Origin of the sequence: Plantibacter elymi (nom. nud.), assembly GCF_900177795.1 — a bacterium.
GTDB lineage: Bacteria > Actinomycetota > Actinomycetes > Actinomycetales > Microbacteriaceae > Plantibacter > Plantibacter elymi.
Window position 1 is genome coordinate 338,731 of record NZ_FXWJ01000001.1, and the last position, 26,630, is coordinate 365,360.

A 26,630-nucleotide genomic window follows, 5' to 3' on the forward strand; every position below is an offset into this window, starting at 1 on the left:
GTGGACAAGACATCACGACGCGAGAGATCAGGCTGGTGGCGGAGCGGCGCGGCCGAGCCTCAGACGACACCGGAGCCAGAGCCGACCGCCGATGACCCGGGTCCGGAGGAACCGGGTCCTGACGAACCGGCTCCGTCACCCGATACCGGAGAAGAGCCGTCGACTCCGGACGCGGTACCGGACGCCGCCACCGTCGCGCCCGCCGAACACGTGCTCGGCGGCCCGGGGATCGACACGACCGGTGCGGTGGTGAGCACGGCGGCCGTCAAGGCGTGGTTCGCGGCGCTTCCGGACGGAGCGACCGCCGTGGTCAGGGGCGGGGACGTCGTCGCCCTTGACGGGACGCTCAGGCTCGCTCGACGCATCGACATCAGAGGAGGGGGTGAACTGCGGTTCGTGGCGGGGCTCGCCGCCGACTCCGCGATCAAGTTGATCGTGGACGGAAGCTCGGTGCGGGATGTCCGAGTCACGTACTCCGGCCCCATCGACGGCGGTGCCGCGGAGCGCAACGTCGGGATCGACATCCACGCGGACGACGTCGTGGTCGACGGCGTCACGGTGGATGGGTTCCAGAACGGCATCGTCGTCCGCCCGTTCGGTGAATACCAGGGCACCATCGTCACGAACTGCCACGTGCTCAACATCAGGGGCGCCGGCGGCGGCTCGGGGTCCGACTCGAAAGCAGGGGAGGATCGGGGCGACGGCATCGCCGTCTGGGGTGCTCGGGCGACCGTCGTCGGCAATGTGGTCTCCGCGGCTGCGGGTACCGACGCTCGGATCGGGATCCACGCCGAGTCGCTCGGCGACTTCGCGGTCGATCCGGGTTCCTGGCTGGATTCGATGATCACGATCAGCGGCAACGTCGTCTCCGGACCGTTCCGTCGGGGGATCACCCTCGAGGGTGTCGGCCACGCCGTCGTCTCCGCGAACACCGTCTCGGATGCGACGTGGTGGGGGATATCCCTCAACGACACGGGTCCGACCTCGGTGGTCGGCAACGCCGTGCGTTGGACGAGGACGGCGGACCAGACGCCCGGCTCCGTGTGGAACCCGCTCCGCTGCCCCATCATGCTGTACCGGGGTGCGCAGTCCTCCCTGGTCACCGCGAACGTCATCGAGATCCTCGGGGTCGCGTCGGCTGCGATCGTGCTGCAGCCGGCGACGCTCCCCAGCGACAAGACGAAGCTGGTCGGGGCGACGGATGCGATCATCTCCGACAACATCGTGCGGATCGCAGGGGGAAGCTGTTCGACGGGGGTGGCGGTCGACCGCGCCGTCCGCGCGACGGTGTCCGGGAACCAGATCGCTGTGAGCCTCGCGACCGGTCCGGTGGGCGGGGTGATCTCCTACCTGGCCGTCGACGCGGTCGTGAGTGGCAATTCGATCGTCGGGGCGGCGAGCTCGAACGGGTACGGGGTGCTGCATCAGGGTGACGGCTCGATCGTCGTCATGGGGAACCGCATCGACCGGATCCGTGTCGCGGTCGCCGTGAACAACTGCACCGGTGGTGCGACGATCGTCGGCAACACGGGACGCGACTGCGAATACGGCCTGGACACGTTCGGTACGACCGGGCCGTCGGTGGTGCAGGGCAACCGCTGGGAGTCGAACAACACGGCGCATGCGAACGCGCAGCCGAACACGAGCTACCTCTCGACCCGCCACATGGGTCTCGCGCGCCCGTACGGAGGTCGGTCGGGCGACATCCTCGTCGGGAACGGCCTGCTCTGGGTGAACGACCAGGGCACCTGGCGGTGGACCGCGCTGAAGTGACGCAGCGGCGAGACGGTGGACCCACTGATATATGAGTAGATTGGCAGCGTGAACGACATTGAACAGCCCCTTCCGGCCGGCCGGCCGCGAGCGGTTGAAGTACCACCCGATCCGTCCCCGCCGCCAACGCCCGTGCCCGATCCCCCTGCGGAGTCGCCCGACGATCTCGACGGTGGAGGAGGGGAACCAGCGCCGCAACCGGAGCCGTCGCCCGACGCCGCGACGCCCGCCGCCGACCCGGCGTCGTCCTCGTCTTCCGGCGCGTGGGTCTTGGAGGGCCCGGGCATCGATCCGACGGGTGCCGCAGTGAGCACCGCCGCCGTCGCGGCATGGTTCGCCGCCGTGCCCGTCGGCAGCACGGTCATCGTGCGAGGCGGCGATGTCATCGCCCTGGATGAGACGATCCGGCTCGACCGACGACTCGATCTCAGGGGAGGAGGTGAACTCCGTTTCGTGGACGGTATCGCTGCTGCTGCGGCACTCTCGTTCAGAGCGGACGGCAGCACGATCCGGGACATCCGCGTGACGCACCCCGGTCCCATCGACGCGGGCGCACGGACCCGGAACATCGGGATCGAGGTCCTGGCGCACGACGTCGTCATCGACGGCGTGACGCTCGACGGCTTTCAGAACGGCGTCGTCGTCCATGCATCGGGCGACTTCGAGGGCACCATCGTCACGAACTGTCACATCCTCAACATCCGAGGTGCCGGGGGCGGTTCCGGCTCTCCATCCAAGGCCGGAGAGGACCGCGGCGATGGCGTCGTCATCTGGGGTGCCCGCGCAACGGTCTCCAACAACATCGTCACGGCTGCCCCTGGGACGGATGCGCGGATCGGCATCCACGCTGAAGGGCTCGATGCGTTCTCGACCGACCCGGGACCGTGGCACGATGCCATGGTCACAATCCACGGCAATGTCGTGACGGGGCCGTTCCGTCGTTCCATCGCACTCGAGGCGGTGAGCCACGCGGTGGTCTCCGCCAACACCGTTTCAGATGCGACGTGGTGGGCGATCGCGATGAGCGACACGACCGCAGTCTCCGTCGTCGGGAATACGATCCGATGGACGAGGGCTGACGATGACACGACGGGCTCTGTGTGGAAGCCCAAGCATGCCGCTGTCTATGTGTTCCGCGGCACGCAAGCGACGGTCATCGCGGCGAACGTCGTCGACGTCGCAGGTGACGTGCCGGTTGCGATCCGCTTCTACGCGGCGCCTCGAGACGACGACAAAGGGACCATCATCGGCGCTGCCGACGCGGTGGTCGCTGACAATACGATCCGCCTCGCAGGAGGATCCTGTTCGACGGGCATCGCGCTCGACCGGACATCCCGCGCAGTCGTGTCCGGGAACCGGATCGCCGTGTCGTCGGGTTCCGGTTCGGTCGGTGGGGTGACGTCCTATCTCGCCGTCGATGCGTCGGTCAGTGGGAACTCGATCAGTGGGGGCGGAACGACGACTGGGTACGGCGTGCTGCATCAAGGCGACGGACCGATCCTGGTGTCCGGGAACCGCGTTGACAAGGTCCGCGTCGCCGTCGCGGTCAACCAGTGCAAGGAGGGCGTGACGGTCACCGGCAACGTGGCTCGCGACGTCGAGTTCGGGCTCGACACCTTCGGCTCCACCGGTCGATCGCTCGTGCATGGCAACCTCTGGGGATCCGCGAACACCCCCCACACGAACGCGCAGCCGAACACGAGCTACCTCTCCACCCGGCACATGGGTCTTGCGCGGCCCTTGGGCGGCCAGTCCGGCGACATTCTCGTCGGGAACGGTCGTCTCTGGGTAAATGACCAGGGCACCTGGCGGTCGACGACCCTCAGCTGAACCGACGGGCGGGCACTCGGGAATCGAGTGCCCGCCCGTCGGCGTCGGTAGGGCTCAGCTGCGCGGTGCGTGCGCCGCCTCGGACCCGTCGGCGACGGCTGCCTCGTCGATCGCCGACTGCTCCTCGCCGCCGCGGAACTGCGTGCGGTAGAGCTCGGCGTAGGCGCCGTCGACCTCGAGGAGCTGTGCGTGCGAGCCCTGTTCGACGATCCGTCCGTTCTCCATGACGAGGATCGTGTCCGCGTCGCGGATGGTCGACAAGCGGTGGGCGATGACGAACGAGGTGCGGTCGGAACGCAGCGCTGCCATCGCGTGCTGCACCAGCAGCTCGGTCCGCGTGTCGACGGAGGACGTCGCTTCGTCGAGGATGAGCAGCTTCGGCTTCGCGATGAACGCGCGGGCGATCGTGATGAGCTGGCGCTCACCGGCCGAGACGCTGCCGCCGTCCGCGTCGAGGACGGTGTCGTACCCGTCGGGCAGCTGCCGCACGAAGCGGTCGACCATCGTCGCCTCAGCGGCCTCGACGACCTCCGCGTCGCTCGCGTCGAGTCGGCCGTACCGGATGTTCTCGCGGATCGTTCCCTCGAACAACCAGGCGTCCTGCAGCACCATTCCGACCTGCGACCGCAGCTCGGCGCGCGTCAGGGCGGTGATGTCGACGCCGTCGAGCAGGATGCGACCACCCGTGAGTTCGTAGAACCGCATGACGAGGTTCACGAGGGTCGTCTTCCCGGCCCCGGTCGGGCCGACGATCGCGACGGTCTGACCCGGCTGCGCGGAGAAGGAGAGGTCTTCGATGAGCGGCTTCTCGGGGTCGTAGCTGAAGGAGACGCCGTCGAACTCGACGTGGCCGTCGGTGTGCTCGGGCAGGTGTGCCGTCGCCGTCTCCGGGTCCTGTTCCTCGGCGTCGAGCAGCTCGAAGGTGCGCTCGGCGGAGGCGACACCCGACTGCAGCTGGTTCGCCATGCCGGCGATCTGACCGAGCGGCTGCGAGAACTCGCGAGAGTACTGGATGAACGCCGTCGCGTCGCCGAGCGTCATCTGCCCGGAGGCGACGCGCAGGCCGCCGACGACCGCGATGAGCACGTAGGACAGGTAGGACACGAAGGTCATCGCCGGCATGATCATGCCGGACACGAACTGCGCTCCGAACGCGGCCGTGTAGAGCTTCTCGTTGCGCTCGTCGAACTCGGCGAGCATCTCCTTGTCGCGGCCGAAGACGCGCACGAGCTCGAGCCCCGAGAACGACTCCTCGATGTGCCCGTTGAGCGAGCCGGTGTTCTTCCACTGCGCGGTGAAGAGCTTCTGCGACCGCGAGCCGATGACCCCGGCGATCAGTGCGGACAGGGGCAGCGCGATCAGCGCGATGAGGGCGAGCTGCCACGACACGATGAACATCATCGCCGTGATGCCGAGCACCGTGAGCGCAGACTGCACGAGTTGCGAGAACGCCTGTTGCAGGGCGGTCTGGATGTTGTCGACGTCGTTCGTGACCCGGGACATGAGGTCGCCGCGCTGGCGGGTGTCGAAGTAGCTGAGCGGGAGGCGGTTGAGCTTCCGTTCGATGTCCTGGCGGAGGGTGTAGACCACGCGCATGACGAGTCCGTTGAGGATGTATCCCTGCGCCCAGTTGAGGATCGACGCGACGATGTACATGGCGAGCACGATGATGATGAGGCGGCCGAGCAGGGTGAAGTCGATTCCCTGACCGGGCGTGATGTCGGACTTCACGAGCATGTCGGCGTACTGGTCGTTGCCGGAGGCCCGTGCTTCGTCGACGATCTGGTCGAGCGGGACGCCCGCCGGGAGCTGCGAGCCGATGACGCCGTTGAAGATCGCGTCCATCGCGAGCCCGAGGATCTTCGGGGCGATGACCGTGAGGACGACGGAGAGCACGACGAGCCCGACGACGAGGCTCATCTTGACCTTCTCGGGGGCGAGGAGACCGATGAGCCGCTTCGCGGAGGGCCAGAACTGCTCGGCCTTCTTCGACGGGGTGCCGCCGAACATGTCGCCGTCGGACTCACCCGGCGTGAACTCCGGTGCGAGCGCCTCCTCCTCGACCGCGGTCAACTCGGGGGCCTGAGCGGTGTCCTTCGAGGGACCGGAGGAGCGCTTGTCACGTGGTGAACGGGCCATGGTCACGCCACCCCTTCCACAGCGAGCTGCGATTGGACGATCTCGCGATACGTCTCGTTGGATTCGAGGAGTTCGTCGTGGGTGCCGCGGCCGACGATGCCGCCGTCGTTCATGACGATGATGTGATCGGCCTCGCGGATGGTCGCGATGCGCTGCGCGACGATGATGACGGTCGCGTCGGCGGTGCTGTCGCCGAGGGCTGCGCGGAGTCGGGCGTCGGTGGCGACGTCGAGGGCCGAGAACGAGTCGTCGAAGAGGTAGACCAGAGGCTTCGCGACGAGGGCCCTGGCGATGCACAGGCGCTGACGTTGGCCGCCGGACACGTTCGTCCCGCCCTGGGCGACGCCGTCGTTCAGCATCTTCGGCTTCGCGCGGACGAAGTCCTCAGCCTGCGCGACGTCGAGGGCGCTCCACAGCTCGTCGTCGGTGGCGTCGGGACGTCCGAACCGGAGGTTCGAGGCGATCGTGCCCGAGAACAAGTACGGCTTCTGTGGCACGATCCCGACGACCCCGGCGATCTGCTGCCGGGTGAGCTGCGAGACGGGGACGCCGTCGATGGTGACGTGGCCCTGCTGCGGGTCGTAGAGGCGCGGGATGAGCGAGAGGAGCGTCGTCTTGCCGGAGCCGGTGGAGCCGACGATCGCGGTGGTCTTGCCGGGCTCCGCCGTGAACGTGACGTCCGACAGGACCGGTCGCTCAGCACCGGGGTAGCCGAAGGTGACTCCGGTGAACTCGACTCGTCCGACCGACGGCACGCGGATGTCGGTGCTCGTCGGAACCGTGAGGCTCGGCTCGGTGTCGAGGACGCTCTGGATGCGCTCGGCGCACACGACCGCGCGAGGGATCATCATGACCATGAAGACGCCCATCATCACCGAGGTGAGGATCTGGAGCAGGTACTGGAGGAACGCGGTGAGGGAACCGACCTGCATCTGTCCGGCGTCCACCCGTTGGCCACCGAACCAGAGCACGGCCGCCGTCGCCAGGTGCAGGACCATCATGATGACCGGGAACATGAGGACGAAGATGTTGCCGACCTTGATCGACACCCGGGTGAGCGCCTCGTTCGCGCGGTCGTACCGCTCCGACTCGAACGGCTCTCGGACGAACGCCCGGACGACGCGGATGCCGATGATCTGCTCGCGCAGCACGCTGTTGATGCCGTCGATGCGGTCCTGCATCTGGCGGAACAGCGGCATGAGCAGGTAGACGAGGAACCCGACGATGATGAACAGCACCGGCACGGAGACCCACACGAGCCACGACAGCCCCGCGTCCTCGCGGAGCGCCATGATGATGCCGCCGACGCACATGATGGGCGCGGACACCATGAAGTTGAGGGTCATGAGGACGAGCATCTGGACCTGCTGGACGTCGTTTGTGCCGCGCGTGATGAGCGTCGCGCTGCCGAAGCCGCCGATCTCGAGGGCGCCGAGCGAGTCGACCTTGCGGTAGAACTCCCGGCGCAGGTCGCGGCCGATGGCCATGGCGGTGCGGGCGCCGAAGTAGACCCCGCCGATGGCCGCGGCCACCTGGACGAGGCAGACGAGCAGCATCGTCATGCCGGTGGACCAGATGAAGTCCGTGTCGCCGCGGGAGACACCCTGGTCGATGATCTGGGCGTTCAGGCTGGGGAGGTACAGGGCCGCGATCGTCGAGACGAGCTGCAGCACGAACACCGCGACCACCCAGGCCGCGTACGGCTTGGCGTGTCGGAGGGCGAGGGCGAGGAGGGCCACGTGAGGTCCTTAGACGGTTCGTGTCCGGCGCGGGGCGTCGCGCGGACGGGTGACGAGGTGGAGCGGGCCTGGCGCGAGACCAGTGCTCCGGTCGGCGGCGCAGCCGGACGGGAGCGTGAGGGACGTGCCCGAGTGACGATACTCCGCACCGGTGACACGGTGGTGTCCCGGTTCGGAATCGTGATGATCTCGGGTCAGTCGACGCCGACGGAGATGGTGTGCCAGCCCTCCGCGCCGTCGGGGACGACGTCGACGGGGGTCTCGCTCTGCGTCTTCCCGGCGGCATCGGTCGCGCGGACGGCGATGGTGTGGTCGCCGGCCGGGGCGTCCCACTGGAGGACCCACTGCACCCAGGTGTCGTCGGAGATCGCGGTCGCGAGGGTCGTGTCGAGCCAGTCGCCGTCGTCGATCCGGACCTGGACCCGGTTGACGCCCGTGTGCTGTGCCCAGGCGACGCCGGCGATCGCGACGTTGCCTGCAGCAACACGTCCACCGTTGCGCGGCACGTCGATGCGCGACTCCGTCTTGATGGGCCCGCGTTCCGACCAGCCGCGGTCGGTCCAATACGCCCGGGCGTCCGCGTAGCGGGTCACTTCCAGCTCGACGACCCACTTCGTGGCGGAGACGTACCCGTACAGGCCGGGGACGACCATGCGGACCGGGAAGCCGTGCTGCAGCGGGAGCGGTTGCCCGTTCATCCCGACGGCGAGGAGGCTGTCGCGGTCCTCGTCCTGCAGGACCTCGAGCGGGGTACCGGCGGTGAACCCGTCGATGCTCCGCGACAGGACCATGTCGGCCCCGGCCTTGGGCTTCGCGCGGGCGAGCAACTCGCGGATCGGGTACCCGAGCCAGAGCGCGTTGCCGATGAGGTCGCCGCCGACGGGGTTGGAGACGCAGGTCAGCGTGATGATCGACTCCTGGAGCGGGAGGGCGAGGAGTTCCTCGAACCCGATCTCGACCTCCTGCTCGACCATGCCGGTGATCTTGAGGCTCCAGGTCGAGGGGTCGATGTTCGGTACTTGGAGGGCGGTGTCGATCCGGTAGAAGGAGTCGTTCGCCGACACGACCGGGGTGAGTCCGTCGATGCCGAGTTCGGCTCCAGCGGGGACCGGTGGTGCGGCGACGGCGGCCGTCGGGAGCTTGAGCGCCTTCCGGATGGTCTCCACGGCGACCGCTCCGGCCGAGGCGACGCGCGCGCCGACGCCGACGACGAGGGCGCCGACCGCGGTGCCGCCGAGCAGGACGAGGAAGGAGCGCCGGGGGAGTTCGGCCCGCGAGGCGCCGACGACCGGCCGGGCTTCATCCGCGACCGTCGCATCGTCCCAGGTCCGGAGCCGGGTCACGAGCAGTCGCAGCACCAGGATGCCGACGGCGGTGCCGACGATGCTCGGGAACGCCCAGTCGAGGCCGGCGTCCGCGCGGGTGATCGCTGCGACGACCGCGACGACGCCGACGAGCGCGAGGGCGATGCTCCCGACCACCGGGCGGCGTTCCTCGAGGATGCCGATCCCGACGGCGAGGGCCGCGACCAGGACACCGAGCACGATGAGCAGCACGAGCTTGTCGTCGGTGCCGAACAGGGCGATGACGAGGTCCTTCACCCAGCCGGGCACGAGGTCGATCACGAGGGAGCCCACGGCGAGCAGGGGCGAGCTCGCGGGGGCGACGAACGCTGCGACGGCCTCGGCCGAACCGAGGGTGGCGACGGCTGCGACGACGCCGGACGCACCGGCGAGCAGGGTGCGGCGGCGGGGCTCCATGTCCGTCATGCTACGCGCGCCCGCTGGGCGTTCCTCCCGGAAGCGGCTCTAGAGGGGCAAGTCGGCCGTCCATCCCCGTACCCTGGGGGGATGACCACAGTCGGGCTCGGAATCCCACGCATCGGGTCGCCGCTCAGGCACATCCCGGACGCTGCCGGACGCCCCGACGTCGACGGCCTCATCGATCGCTTCGGCAGGGTCGCCCGCGACCTCCGGGTGTCGATCACGGAGAAGTGCTCGCTGCGCTGCACGTACTGCATGCCCGAGCAGGGTCTCCCCGCGATCGCCCGCGACGACCTGCTGACGCCGACCGAGATCGGCCGCCTCGTCGAGATCGCCGTCCGCGACCTCGGGGTGCACGACATCCGCTTCACCGGCGGTGAGCCGCTCATGCGCCCCGACCTCGCGGAGATCATCGCCCGTAGCTCCGCGGTCGCCGGCGACGCCTCGATCTCCATGACGACCAACGGCATCGGACTCGACAAGCGCGTCGACGAGCTCGTGGCCGCCGGGCTCACCCGTGTGAACATCTCCCTCGACACCGTCGACCGCGACCACTTCGCGCGGCTCACGCGTCGCGACCGCCTCCCCGCCGTCCTGGCCGGCATCGAGGCCGCCAAGCGCGCCGGGCTGACGCCGCTCAAGATCAACGCCGTCCTCATGCGCGACACGCTCGACGGCGCGGTCGCCCTCCTGTCCTGGGCGATCGAGAACGGTTGCCGCCTCCGGTTCATCGAGCAGATGCCGCTCGACGCCGACGAGGCGTGGGTGCGGGAGAACATGGTCGACGCGGCCGAGTTGCTCGACGTCCTCGGCTCCCGCTTCACGCTCACCGCTCCGCATCGCGAGGACCCCTCCGCTCCTGCCGAGGAGTGGCTCGTCGACGGCGGCCCGGCGACGGTCGGCATCATCGCCTCGGTCACGCGCTCGTTCTGCGACGACTGCGACCGAACCCGGCTCACGGCCGAGGGGACGATCCGCTCCTGCCTCTTCGGCGACGACGAGACCGACCTCCGGGGCATGCTGCGTTCGGGCGTCGAGGACGTCGAGATCGCGGACCGCTGGCGCGCGGCGATGTGGCACAAGCAGGCCGGGCACCGCATCGCGTCGCCCGACTTCGTCCGTCCGGAGCGGAGCATGGGAGCGATCGGTGGCTGAGACGACGACCCTGCAGGTACTCGTGCGTTACTTCGCCGCTGCCGAAGAGGCCGCCGGCGTCCCCGAGGAGTCCTTGCCCGCGGTCGCGACGGTCGGCGAGTTGAAGTCCGTGCTGCTCGAGCGCTACGGCGACGCGATGGCGAAGGTACTCGCGTCAGGCTCGTTCCTGGTCGACGGCGTGGTCAGTCGCGACGACGCGCGTCCGCTCGGCGCCCGGGTCGACGTCCTCCCACCCTTCGCCGGCGGCTAGGACGGCGACGTCGCCGAGCGACCACGCTCGGCCAGGGCGCGGGTCGCGCGGTGTTGGAACCATCGCACGAGGTCCAGGATGCGATGGCGCCGTGCATCCGATTCGTCCTCGTGCGACGCCCGGTAGCCGGGGATCGAGTCAGCCGGGTAGTCGTCGAGGTTCTCGCAGCGCATCGTCCAGTCGGGGAACCGCCGGTAGTCGATCTCCTCCTCGACCAGGACCCGCAGCTCGCTGTGTCTGGTGTCCTCGCGCAACCGCTGCAGCACGTGGCGCACGGCCGGAGGAGGCCCTTCGACCACCTGAAAGAAGTCGTCGCCTCGCACGGCGAGCATGCCGGTGAGGCCCGAGCGTTCGTTGTTGTCTCGGGACTGACGGAGGATCGCTTCGAGGGCGGTCTGCGTCAGCGGCGCAGCGGACGTACTCACGTAGGTCACGGAGAGGAACGCGGATTCGGGCTGCGTCATACTCCGTGACCTTACACGTCAGGTGTCGGATAGGGGCTCATCGCGAAGCCTGCCAGGCGCGACGGGCCACCCCGGCCGACCGGAACATCAGGACGAGCGAGGAGATCGCGCCGACGACGGTCGCCAGGAACGCCACGAGCGCCAGCATTTGGAGCAGTTCGCCGATCGATGACGACCGGCCGACGTACGGCGGGATCTCGTCGGACACGGTGTTCCCGACGCCAAAGCCGGCGACGAACATGGCCAGGAGACCGAGCCAGACGAGCATCGAACCGAGGGTCGCGACGTGGACCCAGTGTGTGCCGAGCCGGCCGCGCCATCCGAGGTGGGTGAACACCAGGATGGCAGCGAGGCCGAGCAGGAACGCGATCGCGACCCCGACGAGGCCGACGGCCAGGGTGGTGGGCGTGAACACCCCGTAGATCGCCTCGAGGCCGTAAGAGTCGTCCGTCATCGCGAGCGGTGCCCAGATGAGTTCCTCGATGGGAGCGAGCACCAGCATCACCGTCGCGGCGACCGCCCAGACGACGACAGCGATGCGCTGAGCGCGGAGGTCACGGCGTGCATCGGTCGTCTGCATGGACTCCACGCTAGGCGCTCGGCGACAGCGGGGCGTCATCCCGCCGACGCGTCCTCCGGTGACGGTGCGGCACCGAGCAACGCCAGTCGCTTCGCCAGGTAGGGCGCGGTGCGGCTATCAGGGTCTGCGGCGACGGCGTCCGGGGTGCCTGCGGCCACGATGCGTCCACCAGCGTCGCCACCGGACGGTCCGAGGTCGATCACCCAGTCGGCCGCCGCGACGACGTCCATCTCGTGCTCGACCACGACGACCGTGTCGCCGGAGTCGACGAGCGCGTTCAACTGCGCCAGCAGACGACGGACGTCGGCCGGGTGGAGGCCGGTCGTCGGCTCATCGAGGAGGTAGAGCGTGTGACCGCGTCGCACCCGCTGGAGTTCCGTCGCGAGCTTGATGCGCTGCGCCTCACCGCCCGACAGCTCGGTGGCCGGCTGGCCGAGTCGCAGGTACCCCAGGCCGACCTCGAGCAGGGTGCGGAGGCTGCGCGCAGCCGCCGGGACGGCCGCGAGGAACTCGGCCGCCTGCTCGACGGTGAGTGCGAGGACGTCTGCGATCGACTTCCCGTCGTAGGTGACCTCAAGGGTCTCCGCGTTGTACCGAGCGCCGTCACAGGTCGGGCATTTCCCGTAGCTGCCGGGGAGGAACAGCAGCTCGACCGACACGAAGCCCTCACCGAGGCAGGTTTCGCAGCGACCTCCCGCGACGTTGAACGAGAACCGGCCGGCCGTGTAGCCGCGTTCGCGGGCGAGGTCCGTGGCGGCGAAGGCCGCGCGGACGGCGTCGAACAGTCCGGTGTAGGTCGCCAGGTTCGACCGCGGTGTGCGTCCGATGGGCTTCTGGTCGACCCGCACGAGGCGGTCCACGTGTTCGAGCCCGCGCGCGCGGCGGACGGTGAGCGTGTCGGCGTGTCCGTCCGGCACCGTCGCCTCCGCCAGGCCGGAACCCTCGGCCGCATCGGGATCGGTGGGCACCTCGTCGTCATCGTCCGCGACGTCGTCCGTCGTCCGGCCGTCCGCGCGCAGGTGATCGCGCACGACGTCGTCCGTCGTCCGGCCGTCCGCGCGCAGGTGATCGCGCACGACGTCGCGGAGGACCCGGCTCACGAGGGTCGACTTGCCGGAACCCGAGACACCGGTGACGGCGACGAAGGTCCCAAGGGGGATCGAGGCGTCGACGCCGGCGAGATTGTGGAGCGTGATGCCCTCGACCTCGAGCCAGTCGCGTGCCTCGCGGAGTGCTCGTCGCGCGGGAGCCGGACCGTGCTGGTCGGGGAAGAGGAACGGGCGGGTCGCCGAGGCCTCGACGTCGGCGAGACCCTCGACGGCCCCGCTGTAGAGCACGTCGCCGCCACCCTCACCCGCGCCGGGGCCGACGTCGACGATCCAGTCGGCGTTCCGGACGACGTCCATGTTGTGCTCGACGACGTAGACCGAGTTGCCCGAGCGCTTCAACTGCTCGAGCACCTCGAGAAGGGGCTCCGCGTCGGCCGGGTGCAGCCCCGCCGACGGCTCGTCGAGCACGTAGACCACGCCGAAGAGCCCCGAGCGCAGCTGGGTCGCGAGCCGGAGCCGCTGCATCTCGCCAGGGGAGAGCGTCGTGGTCACGCGCCCGAGGCCGAGGTAGCCGAGTCCGAGGTCGGTGAGCACGCGGATGCGCGCGAGGAGGTCGGTCGTGATGGCGACGGCGACGTCGGTGCGCTCGCCGGACAGCGTCGTCGGGAGTGCGGGCGCCGCGTCGGTCAGCTCCGTGGTGGGCCGGATGACCTCGGCGAGCTCCGTCATCGGCAAGGCGTTGAGTTCGGCGATCGTGCGGCCGGCGAAGGTGACCGCGAGCGCCTCGCGGCGGAGTCCCGTGCCGTGGCAGAGCGGGCACGGACCCGAGCGCACGAACTGGAGCACCTTGTTCCGCATCATCTGGCTCTTCGAGTCGGAGAGGGTGTGGAAGACGTACTGCTTGGCGCTCCAGAACATGCCGTTGTACGGCTTCGCGACGCGGTCGCGCTGCGGCGTGATCTGCACGACCGGCTGCTCCTCGGTGAAGAGGATCCAGTCGCGGTCCTCCTGGTCGAGCTCCCGCCAGGGGCGGTCGACGTCGTATCCGAGGGCGATGGTGATGTCGCGGAGGTTCTTCGCCTGCCAGGCTCCCGGCCACGCGGCGATCGCGCCCTCGCGGATGCTCAGCGACGGGTCGGGCACGAGGGAGTCCTCGGTGACCGTGTGCGCGACGCCGATGCCGTGGCACTCCGGGCAGGCGCCGACGGCGGTGTTGGGCGAGAAGGCGTCCGAGTCCAGACGGGTCGTGAATCCCTCGGGGAAGGTGCCGGCGCGTGAGAAGAGCATGCGGAGTGAGTTCGAGAGCGTCGTCACCGTGCCGACGCTGGAGCGCGAGCTGGGGGCGCCGCGTCGCTGCTGCAGGGCGACCGCCGGTGGCAGGCCGGAGATCGAGTCGACGTGCGGGTCGTGACCCTGCTGGATCAACCGTCTGGCGTACGGGGCGACGGACTCGAGGTACCGTCGCTGCGCCTCGGTGAAGATCGTGCCGAACGCGAGCGACGACTTGCCCGAGCCGGAGACCCCGGTGAAGGCGACGATCGCATCGCGCGGCACGTCGACGTCCACGTTGCGGAGGTTGTTCTCGTTGGCTCCCCGGACGCGGACGAACGGGTCGGATGCTTCGGGGGCGTGTTCGGGCATCAGATCACCCTACGTCGCCGCGGTCCGGTGGGCGACCGGTTGACGTGCCCCGCCCGATGCGCGATGTCGGGGGTGGAAGGCAGGATCGTCCTCATGACTCGTGAACGTTCCTGGCACGGCTGTGTCTTCATCGGCGTGAGCCTCGACGGTTACATCGCAAAGCCCGACGGCGACCTCGGCTGGCTCACCGAGCTCGAGCCGCGGGAGCATGCCGCGGATGCGCCAGGGCAGCACCCGGCGCTCGACTGGGACTCGTTCTTCCCGACGATCGACACGCTCGTGATGGGCCGCTCCACCTACGACACCGTCCTCGGCTTCGGCGAGTGGCCGTTCGACGGCAAGCGGGTCGTCGTGCTGAGCACCACACTCGAGGCCGGGGACGACCGCGTCACGGTCGCCGGGTCGGTCGACGAGGCGGCCGCCCTGCTCGACGAGGCCGGGGCCGGCCGCGTCTACATCGACGGCGGCAGGACCATTCAGGCGTTCCTCGGTGCGGGCCTCGTCGACGAGATCACCGTGTCGGTCGCACCGGTGCTCATCGGCTCGGGCGCCCGCCTCTTCGGCGACCTCGACGCCGACGTCCGCCTGCGGCTCCGCGGCACCCACGCGACGCCCGAGGACGGGCTCGTGCGCATCACCTACGAGGTGCTGCCGCGCTGACAGCTCGATTCGCCCCGAATGGTCGCCCACGCTTCGTGCATGCGACCACTCGGGGCGAATCGAGCAGGGGTCGCTACAGGCCGACCCACTCCGTCTCGCCGTCGGCCAGGTGCTGGCGCTTCCAAATGGGGACGGTGCGCTTGATCTCCTCGACCAGCCGCTCGCAGGCGGCGAACGCCTCGGCCCGGTGCGCAGCCGCGACGGCGGCCACGAGCGCCAGGTCGCCGACGACGAGCGACCCGACGCGGTGCGCTGCCGCCACTCGGAGGCCGGTCTCCGCGGCGACCGTCCGGCAGCAGTCCTCCAGGAACCGTTGGGCGTCGGGGTGCGCCCGGTAGTCGAGGGCGTCGACCGCCTCGCCGTGGTCGTGGTCGCGCACGATGCCTCGGAACGCGACGAGTGCGCCGTTGGCGGGCGCCGCGACGAAGTCCTCGATCGCGTGCGCGTCGAGGGGCGACTCCGAGATGAGGGCGAGGACCTCGGGAACCGTCGACTCACTCATGCGAGCCACCTCCGGCGATCTGGGCGACGAGGTGGTCGAGCAGGCCGTCGAGGACCGCGAGTCCGTCCTTCACGCCGCCGGTCGACCCGGGCAGGTTCACGACGACGGTGCCGCCGGAGACCCCGGCGAGACCGCGACTGAGCGCGGCGGTCGGGGTCTTGGTCGACCCGAGCGTGCGGATCGCCTCCGCGATGCCGGGCAGTTCGCGGTCGAGGTGGGGCTGCGTCGCCTCCGGGGTGCGGTCGCTCGGCGAGAGGCCGGTGCCGCCCGTCGTGATGAGCACCGCGGGCGCGGCGTCCAGGGCTGCCGTGATCGCGAGGTGCACGTCGGCGTCGGACACGACCGTCACCGCATCGACCGCGTAGTCGTGCTCGGACAACCAGGCGGAGATGCGCGGCCCCGTGAGGTCCTCGCGTGTGCCGGCCGCGCCGGCGGTCGACGCGACGATGACGGCCGCGGTTCGCGGACGGACCGTTCGCGCCACAGGTGCTTCGATCGGCTCCACCGCTTCCGGCGTCCAGTTCCCGCGCTTGCCGCCCGACTTCTCCAGCAGCCGGATGTCGCCGAGGACCGATGCCGGGTCGACGGCCTTGACCATGTCGTGCAAGGTCAGGCCGGCGATCGACGCGGCCGTCAGGGCCTCCATCTCGACCCCGGTCTGGCCGGTGGTCTTCGCCGTCGCGGTGATGACGATGGAGTCCTCGGTGAACGCGAAGTCGAGGCTCACGGATGACAGCGCGAGCTGGTGGCACAGCGGGATGAGCTCGCTCGTCCGCTTGGCTCCCGCGATCCCGGCGATGCGAGCGGTCGCGATGACGTCCGCCTTCGGCAGGCCGTCCGCTTGAACGAGCGCGATCACGTCTGGTCGGGTGGTGAAGGTCGCCGTCGCCGTCGCGGCCCGCTTCGTCGTGGCCTTGTCGCCGACATCGACCATCCGTGCGCGGCCGTCGTCGTCGAGGTGTGTGAGCCCGGTCATAGTGCCCATGCTTCCACAGCGTCACCGGCGTCGAGCTCGACGATGTCCTCCGGGATCACGATCAGCACGTCCGAGGCCGCGAGCCCGGCGACGAGGTGCGAGCCGGGGCCCGCGACCGGTTCGACCCGACCATCGTCTCGTCGGCGTCCGCGGAGGAACTGGCGCTTGCCGGGCACCGAACGCACGGCGACCGCGAGTTCGGCTGGCACACGCGACGCCTGCGGCAGCCCGGCGACCCGGCGGAGGACCGGAGCGACGAAGACCTCGAACGAGAGCTGGGTGCTCACCGGGTTGCCGGGGAACGCGATGATCGGGACGCCCCGGTGGGCACCGAGCGCCTGTGGTCCGCCGGGCTGCATCGCGACCGAGCCGATCCAGCCGCCCAGTGGCCCGAGGACGTCTCGGACGACCTCGTGCTCGCCCATGGAGATCCCGCCGGAGGTGAGGATGAGATCGACCTCGCCGTGGAGGTCGTCGAGCAGGGCGAGCAGGACGTCGGCGTCGTCGACGACGCGCGAACGGGCGGCGACCTCGGCCCCGGCTGCGACGACGGCGGCCGCCAGCGCGGTCCCGTTGGAGTCGAAGGTCTGGCCGAGCGTCGGCGTCTCGCCGGGTTCGACGAGTTCGGCGCCGGTCGTGACGATCGCGACCCGCACCCGCCGACGCACCTCGACGGTCGTGATCCCGGCCGCAGCCAACACGGCGAGGTGTCGCGAAGCGAGGCGTACGCCGGCCGGCAGCAGCTCCTCGCCGGCGCGGACGTCGCTCCCGCGCTCCCGGACGAACAGCCCCACCGGTCGCTCGCCACCGCCGCGCGCAGGACCGAGGAGAACGGTCTCGACACCGTCCGGATCCGTCTCGACCTCGCTCTCCTCGACCGGCACGACGACGTCCGCACCCGGCGGAACGACCGCGCCCGTCATGATGCGCACCGAGGTCCCCGCCTCGAGCGGCGCGGGTTCGATCGGGCGCGCGGCGATCTCACCCACCACCCGCAGTCGCGTCTCATCGCCCGTGAGGTCTGCCGCCCGAACCGCGAACCCGTCCATCTGCGAGTTGCGGAACAGCGGCAGGTCGACCGGTGACGGCACCGCCACCGCTGTCACCCGAGCTGCGGCCTCGTCGATCGGCACGCGCTCGGCGCCGGTGTCGGTCACGTCGTCGAGGAGGGCTGCGACGTCGGAGGCGTGTTGCTCGACGGTCTTCCGACTCGTGGGCGCTGGCGTCGTCATGGTGGTTCCCGTCGTCGAGGTCGGTCGGTGGGGCTGCACGGGGTGTTCGGAGCCGCGGTCAGTAGCGGGGGACGGTCGGATCCACGAGCCGCGACCACGCGTCGATACCGCCCTCGAGATGGACGGCCGAGTAGCCGCGCTCGAGGAGCAGGCGAAGCGCTGACTCGGACCGGATGCCGTGGTGGCAGTAGACGACTACGGGCGTCTCGGGGTCGAGCCCGTGGAGCGTCTCAGGGAGCGAGCCGAGCGGCATCAGCGTCGAACCCGGCAGCCGGGCGATCTCCGCCTCCCACGGCTCCCGGACGTCGAGCAGGACGGCCTCATCGTCGCTCGCCGCGAGCTGTGGTGCGGTGATCGTACGTCCGGCGTGTCGCGGCTCGTGGGGTGCTGCCGCTGCGGCACTCGCCGCGTCCCCTCCTGGCGTCCGATGCAGATGCTCATCGAGCGACACCTGCCGGGCACCCGCGGGGTCGCGCTCGTACCGGAGTTCGCGGAACCCGCCGCTCAGCCCGTCGAACATCGTCACCCGGCCGAGCGAGAGGGTCCCGACCTCGGTGAGCACCTTGATCGCCTCGGTCGCCATGATCGACCCGATGACCCCCACCGTGGTGGGCAGGACCCCGCCGGCCTCGCAGGAGAGCACCGAACCGTCCGTCGGCGGGTGGGGGAAGAGGTCGCGGTAGCGCGGGCCGCGAGACGACCAGCTGAGCCCGGCCTGCCCGCCGTACTGCGAGACCGCACCCCAGACGAGTGGGACGTCGGCGAGCGTCGCGGCGTCGTCGACCAGGTAACGGGTCTCGAAGTTGTCGCTGCCGTCGATGACGAGGTCGATCTCCGCGTCGGCCAGGAGGCCCATGATCTCGCCGGGTCCGAGGCGGAGGCGGTGCCTGAGGATCGTCGCATCGGTGTTGACGGCGAGGGCGCGATCGGCGGCGGAGTCGACCTTCGGCCGGCCGACGTCCGCGGTGCTGTGGACGGTCTGCCGATGCAGGTTGCTGAGCTCGACCGTGTCGTCGTCCACCAGGTGGATCGCGCCGTCACCGGAACCGACACCGGCAGCGGCAAGCGCCGGGATGACGATGCTGCCGAGCCCACCGGCGCCGACGATCAGCACCCGCGCATCGGCAAGGCGCTGCTGCGCCGCTGGTCCGAACCCGGGGAGGGCGAGCTGCCTGGCGTACCGCGCGGTCGAGGACATGCGCCGATTATCCCACCGGCACCGTGCCCGACGGCCCTCAGACCGGCTTGACGGGCGTGCGCAGGAGGCAGAAGGCGTTGCCCTCGGGATCGGCGAGGACGTGCCACGACTCGTCGCCCGTCTGCCCGATGTCCGTCGGGCGCGCACCGAGGGCCAGCAAGCGCTCGAGTTCGGCGTCCTGGTCGCCGTCGGTCGGGCTCACGTCGATGTGGAGCTTCGACTTCGGCTGCGGTGGGTCGTCGCTGCGGCTGAGGATGATCGTTGGCTGCGATCCACCGAAGCCGTCCCGGGCTCCGATCTCCACCCCGTCCTCGTCTCGGTCGAGCACGACGAAGTCGAGGACCTCGCACCAGAAGCGGGCGAGCGCTTCCGGATCGCGGCAGTCCAGGACGAGTTCACTGATGCGGCATGACATGACGGCACGCTACCCCGCACGCGTCGTGCAGCGGAACCCGTTGCGGATCGGCTAGGACTCGTCCCCAGCGGTCTCGGCCCAACGGGTCAGGGTGATCGTGAACCCACGGACGAGGCGGTCGAAGCTGCGGTCGAGATCGCGGTCGAGGCCGAAAGAGCCTGCCGCCTCGAGCGAGACGAAGCCGTGCAGGGTGGACCGGAACGCGCGGATTGCGTCGATGGCGTCGTCGCCGCGGAGCTCGTAGGCCGTGAGGACGTCGGTGATGACCTGGATGGCACCGAGCGATGCTGCCGTGTCCTCCTCGTCCTCCGGCCCGGCGATCCACTGCGCGGCCGTATAGCGTGCCGGGTGCTTCAGGGCCCACTCCCGGTAGGCCCCGGCCATCACCGTGATCGCGTCCGCGCCCGAACGGCCGACGGCCGCGCGCAGCAGGACGTCGCCGAGCTCGCCCTTCGCCTGGAGGGAGATGCTCCGGCGGAGTCCGGCGAGCGAGTCGAGGTGCTTGTAGAGCGAGGGCTGCCGGACGCCGAGCCGTTCGGCGAGGGCGGCGAGGGTCAGCCCCTCGAGCCCGACCTCGTCGGCGAGTTCAGCCGCTTCGTCCACCACGCGCGCGCGGCTGAGTCCCGCCCTAGGCACGGTGCAACGCCGACTGGAGGAAGCCGAGGACGGCCTGCGACGTGACCTCGGGCTGCTGGGCCTGCGGGTAGTGGCCGGCGTCCTCGACGAGGACGACCTCCGCCTGCAGGGTGTCGCCGATCCAGCGGGCCTCTGCCGCAGGGTCGGGGAAGTCGGGGTCCTTGGTGCCCATGATCACGAGCGTCGGAGCGCTCACGCCGGGGAGCGCGGCCTCGGCCGGGGCGTGGTCGGTCTGCCTCGTCGTCTGCGAGAAGGCCTTGCCGTAGGCGGGTCGACGCAGGCTCGCGAAGACGTCGGCGAGGTAGTCGTCGAAGTCGACCGGCTTCCGGCCCGCGTTCAGCGTGGGGAGGTAGGCCTTCCAGACCCGTGCGATCCACAGCGGAGCCATCATCGCGCGGAAGACCGCCTGCATGACGGCGCCCGCCTTCGGGTTGCGGACGAAGGGCCCGACGAGCACGAGACCGGACACGTCCTCGGGGTGCTCTGCGGCGACGATCACGCCCGCGCCGGCAGCGAGGGAGTTGCCGATGACGACGGCCGGGGCGCCGAGGTCGCGGATGAGGGCGTGGACGTCCGAGGCGGTCGCCACGTCGCCGTACGAGGAGAACGTCGTGTCGCTGTCGCCGTGACCGCGGAGGTCGGTGGAGGCGACGCGGTACCCGGCCTGGACGAGCGCTGGGGCGAGGAAGCGGTAGGAGGAGCGGAGCTCGCCCATCCCCGGGACGAGGACGACGAGCGGGCCGTCTCCCTGGATCTCGTAGGCGATCTTGCCCTCGGGACGGTCGAGGTAGCGGGTGGCAGGCCCTGTCGATGCCGGGTTCGTGTTCATGAAGCTAGTCTGCATCGCCGTTTGGCTAATGTCAATAGCTTTTGCGGACGAGGTTCATTCGCCCATCTTTGGGCGACAGCAGCTCCGTTCGCCCAAGAATGGGCGGACGAGTGCGGGGGAGGGGTGGTCAGCCGAGGTCCGTCCACCAGCGGACGCCGTCGAGGGTGACGCGCGTGGTCTCCTCGTGATGGAGGACGACGAGCAGGACGTCGTCGCAGAGCCGACAGCGCACCACCCACGCGTCCGGGGTGCCGAACACCAGCTCCGCGGCGAGGGGCGCGACGTCGCGGCACCCGAGGCACTGCGACATCGTCCTGCTCGGGTCGGTGCCGGTCAGTTCCGACAGGGTTCCGGCGAGGACGTTCCCGTCCAGATGCGAGGTCATCACGCGCCTCCGAACCGCTCGGTCTTGATGCGGGCGGGATCATGGCCGATCGCGACGAGGGTGTCGGCGACCGCCTCGACGAAGCCGGTCGGCCCGCAGACGAACACCGATGGGGCCTCGCCGCCGGTGGACTCGAGCGCCTGCAGGTCGGCCGCGGCCAGGCGACCGGCGGGCCGAGGCCAGCCGTCGGGCGCTCGCCGGGTGTAGATCCAGGTGACCTCGACCCCGGTCGCCGCAGCGAGCTCGTCGGCGAAGAAGGCGTCCTGCGGTGAGCGGACCGAGTACACGAGTCGGAACGGCGTCGTGCTCCCGGCCGCCTCGTGCGCTCGCACCATCGCCATGAGCGGCACGATGCCCGAACCGCCGCCGATCAGGAGGACCGGCTCCGTGTCCTCGGGGCGCCAGACGAACCAGCCGCCCAGTGGGCCACGCACCTCGACCTGGTCGCCGACCTCGATCGCGTCGACGAGGAACGGGGAGACCTCGCCGTCGGGGACCCGGTCGACGGCGATCTCGATGCGGTCGCCGGCGTCCGCCGAGGCGATCGAGTAGGAGCGCACCGCCTGGTAGCCGTCGGGCGCGGTGAGGCGGACGTCGGCGTGCTGCCCGGCGAGGTTCCCGCCCCAGCCGGGGGCGTCCAGGACGAGGCTGCGCCCCGATGGGGTCAGCTGCGTCGCCGTGACCACGGTGGCCGGCTTCCAGACGTCGACATGGTTCGTGCGCCTCACGAGTACCGCTGTTCGAGCCAGGGGTCACCGTAGGCGTGGTAGCCGTTCTGCTCCCAGAACCCCGGTTCGTCGTCCTGCTGCATGACGAGGCCGCGGATCCACTTCGCGCTCTTCCAGAAGTACAGGTGCGGGATGAGGAGCCTCGCCGGGCCGCCGTGCTCCGCGGCGAGGGGCTCGCCGTCGAAGCCCGTGGCGATCCAGGCCTTGCCGTCCAGGAGGTCGTCGAGTGGGACGTTGGTCGTGTAGCCGCCGTAGGAGTGGGCCATCACGAAGTCGTAACCGCTCTCGACCTCGGCGAAGAGCGTGTCGAGTGAGACGCCCTGCCAGCTCGTGCCGAGCTTCGTCCACCGGGTCACGCAGTGGATGTCGCGGGTGATGTCGTCCTGCTGCAGGGCCTGCATGGCCGCCCAGTCCCAGCGGTGGGTCTCGCCCGTCTCCGTCCGGATCTGGAACTCCCACTCATCGGTGTCGATCCGCGGCGTGGGCCCGGCGGACAGCACCGGGAAGTCCTCGGTGAGGAACTGACCGGGCGGGAGTCGGTCGTCCTGCTCCCGTGCCCGTCCTCCGAAACCACGTGTGAACACCGCCATGTCGACCTCCTCAGGATGGTCATCACCCTAGTGAGCAGGTGTCGGTGAAGCCAGGCCCTCCTGGGGTCACCAAGTGGTTCCGGTCTCGCTCAGCCGGTGATGAGGTTCGACAGCGCGTCGATCGAGTGGACGACGGCGAGGGCGCCGGCGGCCTCTGCGGGCGAGCCGTAGCCCCACTCGACGAGGATCGTCGGGATCCCGTGTGCAGCCGCGCCCTCGATGTCGTGGAGGCGGTCGCCGACGAGCACGGTGCGGGAGGTGTCGACGCCGGCGGCCGTGAGGCGTCGGAGGGCCTCGCCGACGACGTCGGCCTTGCTGCTGCGCACCTCGTCCTCGGAGGCGCCCGTGACGACGGTGAAGTACTGGCTCAGACCGAAGTGGTCGAGGATCGTGTTCGCCTGCGACTCGGGCTTCGAGGTCGCGAGCCCGATGGGGATGCCGGCCTCGGAGATGCGCGCGAGCAGCCCGGCGACGCCTGGGAACACCGCGGTGCCGACCTCGGCGCCCTCGATGGCGACCTGGCGGCGGTACTCGGTGAGGGCGAGCTGCGACTGCAGTGGGTCCATGTCCGCGAAGTCGCGGAAGGAGTCGAGCAGCGGCGGTCCGACCCAGCGCAGCAGCGATTCGTCGGACGGGACGACGGCACCGACGTTCGCCAGGGTCGTCTTCATGCGGGAGATGATGCCGGGAGCCGAGTCCACGATCGTGCCGTCGAGGTCGAACAACACGCAGGACCAGCTGCGGTGGAAGGACACGGTCGTACTCGCGAGGTAGAGATCGGTCACACGCTCCATCCTAGGGCGACCCCTCCGGCCGGGAAGGGTTGTCAACCGGTTGCCAGAGCCGTAGGCTGACTGGACCGGCAGCCCGACTGTCTGGTTCCCGATGACGAGAACGAACGCGAAGGCGGAAGCGCACGTGAATGCACAACACCCGGTGAGCTGGACCCTGTCGGGCTTCGGCGACGAGATCGACGCCGACCCCACGACGCAGATCGCCGTGCTCGAGGCGCTCGGGGCATCGCACATCGAGGTCCGCAGCGCGTGGGGCGTCAACATCATCGACCTCGACACCGACCAGCTCGCCCGACTCGGTGCGCAGCTGCGGCAGTCGGGTATGGGTGTGTCCGCCATCGGATCGCCGATCGGCAAGGTCGACGTTGCCCTCGACGCCGAGCTGGAAGTCGCCCGCCTCGCGCGAGCGATCACCGCTGCACACGCCCTCGGGACCCCGAACATCCGCATCTTCTCCTTCTTCCGCGGCGAGGGCGTGCCGGTGGAGGCCACCCGCGACGACGTCCTGGTCCGCATGCGCCTGCTCGCCGACCTGGCCGAGCGGGAGGGGGTCGTGCTCCTGCACGAGAACGAGAAGGACATCTACGGCGACGTCCCGGAGCGCATCCTCGACCTCGTCGAGTCCGTCGGATCACCCGCCCTGCGGCTTGCCTGGGACAACGCGAACTTCGTCCAGGTGGGCGTCGCCCCGTTCGACGACGGCTACGCGATGCTGCGCCCGTACGTCGACTACCTCCAGGTCAAGGACGCGGTCGCCGAGAGCGGCCAGGTCGTGCCGTCCGGCGAGGGCGACGGGCAGCTGCGTGAGACGCTCACGGCGTTGCGCGACGACGGCTACGCCGGGTTCGCCTCGCTCGAGCCGCACCTCGCCGACACCCACGCGCTCGGCGGCTTCTCCGGTCCCACCTCGTTCGGCGTGGCCGCCCGGGCCTTCCGGAGGCTCACCGACGAGCTGGGGATCGAGCTGCGATGAGCCGCGAGCCCGCACCCGTCCTCCGCCGCGTCGCCGTGATCGGGTGCGGCGACATCTCCGCACTCCACCTCGCGGCGATCGGAACGGTCCCCGGCGCGCAGCTCGTGGCGGTGTGCGACGTCGACGCCGGCCGGCTCGATGCGGCGACGGCTGCGACGGGTGTCCCGGGATTCACCGACCTCGACCGACTGTTCGATGAGGCGCGACCCGACGTCGTCCACATCTGCACCCCGCACCACCTGCACGCCGACCAGGCGATCCGGGCGCTCGAGCGCGGGATCAGTGTCATCCTCGAGAAGCCCCTCGCCCACACGCGCGATGAGGCCGAACGGCTCCTGGCCGCGGCGGAGCACAGTCGCGCGAAGATCGCGGTGTGCTTCCAGAACCGCTACAACCAGCCGGCGGAGCGCGCCAAGGAACTCCTCGACTCGGGTGAGCTCGGCGCAGTGCTCGGCGCCTCGGCGGTCGTGCCGTGGCATCGGACGGCGGCCTACTACGAGGATCGCCCGTGGCGCGGTCGCTGGGAGACCGGCGGCGGTGGACTCCTCATGAACCAGGCGATCCACACGATCGACCTCGTGCAGTGGTTGGTCGGCGACCCGATCGAGGCGACGGGGTCGATCGCCACTCGCGCGCTTGCCGAGGTGATCGAGGTCGAGGACACGGCCGAGCTGCGCATCGTGCACGCGGGTGGCGCGACGAGCACGGTCTACGCGACGGTCGCCGGGGTCGCGAACCTGCCCGTGACGATCGACGTCGTCTGCGAGCGGGGCACGCTGAGCCTCGGCGCCGAACTCACCGCCCGCTTCGCCGACGGGCGCGTCGAGACCACCGTCGAGCGCGTGACGGCCAGCGGAGCGCGTGCCTACTGGGGCGTCTCCCATGAACGGCTGATCCAGGACTTCTACGCGGGGCTCGACGAGCCGGGCGCCTTCTGGCTCCACCCCGCCGAAGCATGCAAGGCGTTCGCCGTGATCCAGGACGTCTACGACGCGGCGATCCCCGAGCGACGGCCGTCGGTCCTCGCCGCGCAGCTCGGCGCTCGCTGAGCCACCACCCGTTGCAGGCGGCGACGCCTCAGGACGCTGCGGTCCGCCTGACGAGCCGCAGCGCTCCGTCCGGGTCGGGGAACCGCTCCACGTCTCGGACGGCCGTCTGCAGGACGGTGTCGAGGTGCTGGGACGCCAGGCTGACGCCACCCATCGCCACCGCCTCCGAGCCGAGCGAGGACACGACCACGTCCGGTGGCAGCGGGCAGATCTCGCCGAGGGTGTGGATGAAGCGCGGCAGGAAGACGTCCGCGCCCGGAGCGCTGCCGCCGCCGACCACGAGGAGTTCCGGATCGAGTGCGAGGACCATGGCCGCCGCACCGGTGGCCAGGTCGTCCGCGAACTCGTCCATCGCCGTCAGAGCGATCCGATCACCGGCGCGAGCCGCCTCGAAGATCTCCTCGCGGGACGGCCGTGGTGAGCTGAGGACCGACTCGCCGTACCGCTCGTTCAGGCGGGACCACCGGAGTTCGGGCATCTCGCCGACGATCCCTGCCGCACCGTGCACGCCGCGATGCACCTTCCCGTCGACGATGGAGGCCGCGCTGGTGCGCACGCCGCAGAGGAGGTAGACGACGTCGCGGTGGCCCTGTGCTGCGCCGACGGTCAGTTCCGCGCGGGCGCCGAGCGCGACGTCGCCCTCCACCAGGACGGCTCCGTCGAACTCCTGCTCGAACCGCTCGCGCAGGTTCAGCCCGACCCAGTCCGGCAGCCCCGTCCCGCCGAAGTGCAGTACCTCGCCGTCCCGGCCGATCGCGCCCGGGGACCCCACGGCGACGATCCACACCGACCCGCGGGTGAGGCCGAGGGTGCTGAGCACCGCATCGCCGGTCGCCAGCGCCAGGGTGATGCGCTCGGTCGCGCCCGTGTCCTCTGGGAGGCGAGCCGTGCGCTGGTCCAGGACGGCACCGGCGAGATCGGTCACGACGGCGTGGATGTGGTTCGCGCCGATGTCGAGCGACAGGAGGTGGCCGAGTCCGGCCCGCACGTGGAAGGCGGTGGCGGGTCTGCCGATCCGGGACGCCGAGGCGCGTTCGACGGATTCGAGCCAGCCCATCTCGACGAGGTCCGTCACGATAGCGTCGATGGCCGTCCGAGACAGCCCGGACGCGTCCGCCAGCTCCCGCAGGGTGAGTGGCTGCGGGAGCAGGGCGCGCAGCACACCGAGCGAGTTCATCCTCCGGAGCAACGACCGACTGCCCATCGATCCGCCGGACGGCTCCACCATCGCCTCTCGAGGCATTCGCCATTCCCCTCTTGCGACTTTTCACGGCACGTTG

The 26,630-nt window shown here is 70.2% G+C and carries 25 protein-coding genes; 7 read left to right on the plus strand and 18 right to left on the minus strand.

The window, feature by feature from the left end; genetic code table 11:
• Positions 1-1,773, plus strand: a complete 1,773-nt coding sequence (locus CCK91_RS01645) for a right-handed parallel beta-helix repeat-containing protein (RefSeq protein WP_086472580.1) — start codon at positions 1-3, stop codon at positions 1,771-1,773.
• 132 nt (positions 1,774-1,905) lie between these two features.
• Positions 1,906-3,603, plus strand: coding sequence for a right-handed parallel beta-helix repeat-containing protein (locus tag CCK91_RS01650; protein WP_133059908.1), 1,698 nt, complete (start codon positions 1,906-1,908; stop codon positions 3,601-3,603).
• A gap of 54 nt (positions 3,604-3,657) precedes the next feature.
• Here the strand turns inward: CCK91_RS01650 and CCK91_RS01655 are convergent, their stop codons facing one another.
• The 3 genes from CCK91_RS01655 to CCK91_RS01665 form a co-directional block, all read right to left on the minus strand.
• Positions 3,658-5,742: an ABC transporter ATP-binding protein gene (locus tag CCK91_RS01655; RefSeq protein ID WP_207568160.1), complete on the minus strand. Its 2,085-nt coding sequence runs from the start codon at positions 5,740-5,742 to the stop codon at positions 3,658-3,660.
• Positions 5,743-5,744: 2 nt separating this feature from the next.
• Positions 5,745-7,481: an ABC transporter ATP-binding protein gene (locus CCK91_RS01660; protein WP_086472582.1), complete on the minus strand. Its 1,737-nt coding sequence runs from the start codon at positions 7,479-7,481 to the stop codon at positions 5,745-5,747.
• 194 nt (positions 7,482-7,675) lie between these two features.
• Positions 7,676-9,241, minus strand: coding sequence for a molybdopterin-dependent oxidoreductase (locus CCK91_RS01665; RefSeq protein ID WP_086473117.1), 1,566 nt, complete (start codon positions 9,239-9,241; stop codon positions 7,676-7,678).
• A gap of 90 nt (positions 9,242-9,331) precedes the next feature.
• On the opposite strand from CCK91_RS01665, the gene moaA reads away from it, so the two are divergent.
• Both moaA and CCK91_RS01675 read left to right on the plus strand, forming a co-directional pair.
• The gene (gene moaA / locus CCK91_RS01670; RefSeq protein WP_064293946.1) at positions 9,332-10,399 is read left to right on the plus strand and encodes a GTP 3',8-cyclase MoaA; all 1,068 of its coding nucleotides are present in this window, start codon (positions 9,332-9,334) and stop codon (positions 10,397-10,399) included.
• Positions 10,392-10,649 carry a MoaD/ThiS family protein gene (locus CCK91_RS01675; RefSeq protein WP_064293945.1) on the plus strand — a complete coding sequence of 86 codons (258 nt, stop codon included), beginning with the start codon at positions 10,392-10,394 and terminating at the stop codon, positions 10,647-10,649. Before moaA ends, CCK91_RS01675 begins: the two co-directional genes overlap by 8 nt.
• Here the strand turns inward: CCK91_RS01675 and CCK91_RS01680 are convergent.
• The 3 genes from CCK91_RS01680 to CCK91_RS01690 are packed head-to-tail and all read right to left on the minus strand — an operon-like array spanning position 10,646 to position 14,383.
• On the minus strand, positions 10,646-11,113 hold the full coding sequence (locus tag CCK91_RS01680; protein ID WP_086472583.1) for a BLUF domain-containing protein: 468 nt from the start codon (positions 11,111-11,113) through the stop codon (positions 10,646-10,648). The two genes, CCK91_RS01675 and CCK91_RS01680, sit on opposite strands and share 4 nt — an antisense overlap.
• A gap of 37 nt (positions 11,114-11,150) precedes the next feature.
• Complete coding sequence (locus CCK91_RS01685) at positions 11,151-11,693, minus strand: hypothetical protein (protein WP_086472584.1); 543 nt, start codon at positions 11,691-11,693, stop codon at positions 11,151-11,153.
• Positions 11,694-11,728: 35 nt separating this feature from the next.
• Positions 11,729-14,383, minus strand: a complete 2,655-nt coding sequence (locus CCK91_RS01690; protein WP_086472585.1) for an excinuclease ABC subunit UvrA — start codon at positions 14,381-14,383, stop codon at positions 11,729-11,731.
• Between the two features lie 93 nt (positions 14,384-14,476).
• Between CCK91_RS01690 and CCK91_RS01695 the strand changes: the two genes are divergently transcribed.
• The gene (locus CCK91_RS01695; protein ID WP_086472586.1) at positions 14,477-15,043 is read left to right on the plus strand and encodes a dihydrofolate reductase family protein; all 567 of its coding nucleotides are present in this window, start codon (positions 14,477-14,479) and stop codon (positions 15,041-15,043) included.
• A 73-nt stretch (positions 15,044-15,116) separates the two neighbouring features.
• On the opposite strand, the gene CCK91_RS01700 is transcribed toward CCK91_RS01695, so the two are convergent.
• From CCK91_RS01700 to CCK91_RS01750, 11 genes are all read right to left on the minus strand, one after another.
• Complete coding sequence (locus CCK91_RS01700; RefSeq protein ID WP_056011786.1) at positions 15,117-15,545, minus strand: molybdenum cofactor biosynthesis protein MoaE; 429 nt, start codon at positions 15,543-15,545, stop codon at positions 15,117-15,119.
• On the minus strand, positions 15,538-16,521 hold the full coding sequence (moaCB, locus tag CCK91_RS01705) for a bifunctional molybdenum cofactor biosynthesis protein MoaC/MoaB (RefSeq protein WP_086472587.1): 984 nt from the start codon (positions 16,519-16,521) through the stop codon (positions 15,538-15,540). The genes CCK91_RS01700 and moaCB overlap by 8 nt, the downstream gene beginning before the upstream one ends.
• Entirely contained in the window at positions 16,518-17,753 is a 1,236-nt protein-coding gene (locus tag CCK91_RS01710) for a molybdopterin molybdotransferase MoeA (RefSeq protein WP_086472588.1), read from the minus strand. The genes moaCB and CCK91_RS01710 overlap by 4 nt, the downstream gene beginning before the upstream one ends.
• A 58-nt stretch (positions 17,754-17,811) precedes the next feature.
• Positions 17,812-18,951 (minus strand): ThiF family adenylyltransferase, encoded by a 1,140-nt coding sequence (locus CCK91_RS01715; protein ID WP_086472589.1) that lies wholly within the window; start codon positions 18,949-18,951, stop codon positions 17,812-17,814.
• 37 nt (positions 18,952-18,988) lie between these two features.
• Positions 18,989-19,366, minus strand: coding sequence for a VOC family protein (locus CCK91_RS01720; protein WP_071261898.1), 378 nt, complete (start codon positions 19,364-19,366; stop codon positions 18,989-18,991).
• 51 nt (positions 19,367-19,417) lie between these two features.
• Complete coding sequence (locus tag CCK91_RS20060; protein WP_207568161.1) at positions 19,418-19,972, minus strand: TetR/AcrR family transcriptional regulator; 555 nt, start codon at positions 19,970-19,972, stop codon at positions 19,418-19,420.
• Between the two features lie 22 nt (positions 19,973-19,994).
• Positions 19,995-20,831, minus strand: a complete 837-nt coding sequence (locus tag CCK91_RS01730) for an alpha/beta fold hydrolase (RefSeq protein ID WP_086472591.1) — start codon at positions 20,829-20,831, stop codon at positions 19,995-19,997.
• Between the two features lie 127 nt (positions 20,832-20,958).
• Positions 20,959-21,216, minus strand: a complete 258-nt coding sequence (locus CCK91_RS01735) for a DUF6510 family protein (RefSeq protein ID WP_086472592.1) — start codon at positions 21,214-21,216, stop codon at positions 20,959-20,961.
• Entirely contained in the window at positions 21,216-21,944 is a 729-nt protein-coding gene (locus tag CCK91_RS01740; protein ID WP_086472593.1) for a ferredoxin reductase, read from the minus strand. Before CCK91_RS01740 ends, CCK91_RS01735 begins: the two co-directional genes overlap by 1 nt.
• Positions 21,941-22,534, minus strand: coding sequence for a sulfite oxidase-like oxidoreductase (locus tag CCK91_RS01745; protein WP_086472594.1), 594 nt, complete (start codon positions 22,532-22,534; stop codon positions 21,941-21,943). The genes CCK91_RS01740 and CCK91_RS01745 overlap by 4 nt, the downstream gene beginning before the upstream one ends.
• 89 nt (positions 22,535-22,623) lie before the next feature.
• Complete coding sequence (locus CCK91_RS01750; protein WP_229939748.1) at positions 22,624-23,319, minus strand: HAD hydrolase-like protein; 696 nt, start codon at positions 23,317-23,319, stop codon at positions 22,624-22,626.
• Positions 23,320-23,419: 100 nt separating this feature from the next.
• Between CCK91_RS01750 and CCK91_RS01755 the strand changes: the two genes are divergently transcribed.
• The gene (locus tag CCK91_RS01755) at positions 23,420-24,301 is read left to right on the plus strand and encodes a sugar phosphate isomerase/epimerase family protein (RefSeq protein ID WP_165766962.1); all 882 of its coding nucleotides are present in this window, start codon (positions 23,420-23,422) and stop codon (positions 24,299-24,301) included.
• A complete protein-coding gene (locus tag CCK91_RS01760; protein ID WP_086472596.1) occupies positions 24,298-25,350 on the plus strand; it encodes a Gfo/Idh/MocA family protein in 1,053 nt (350 codons plus the stop codon). Before CCK91_RS01755 ends, CCK91_RS01760 begins: the two co-directional genes overlap by 4 nt.
• Before the next feature lie 28 nt (positions 25,351-25,378).
• On the opposite strand, the gene CCK91_RS01765 is transcribed toward CCK91_RS01760, so the two are convergent.
• On the minus strand, positions 25,379-26,593 hold the full coding sequence (locus CCK91_RS01765; protein WP_242664201.1) for an ROK family transcriptional regulator: 1,215 nt from the start codon (positions 26,591-26,593) through the stop codon (positions 25,379-25,381).
• Positions 26,594-26,630 lie beyond the last annotated feature (37 nt).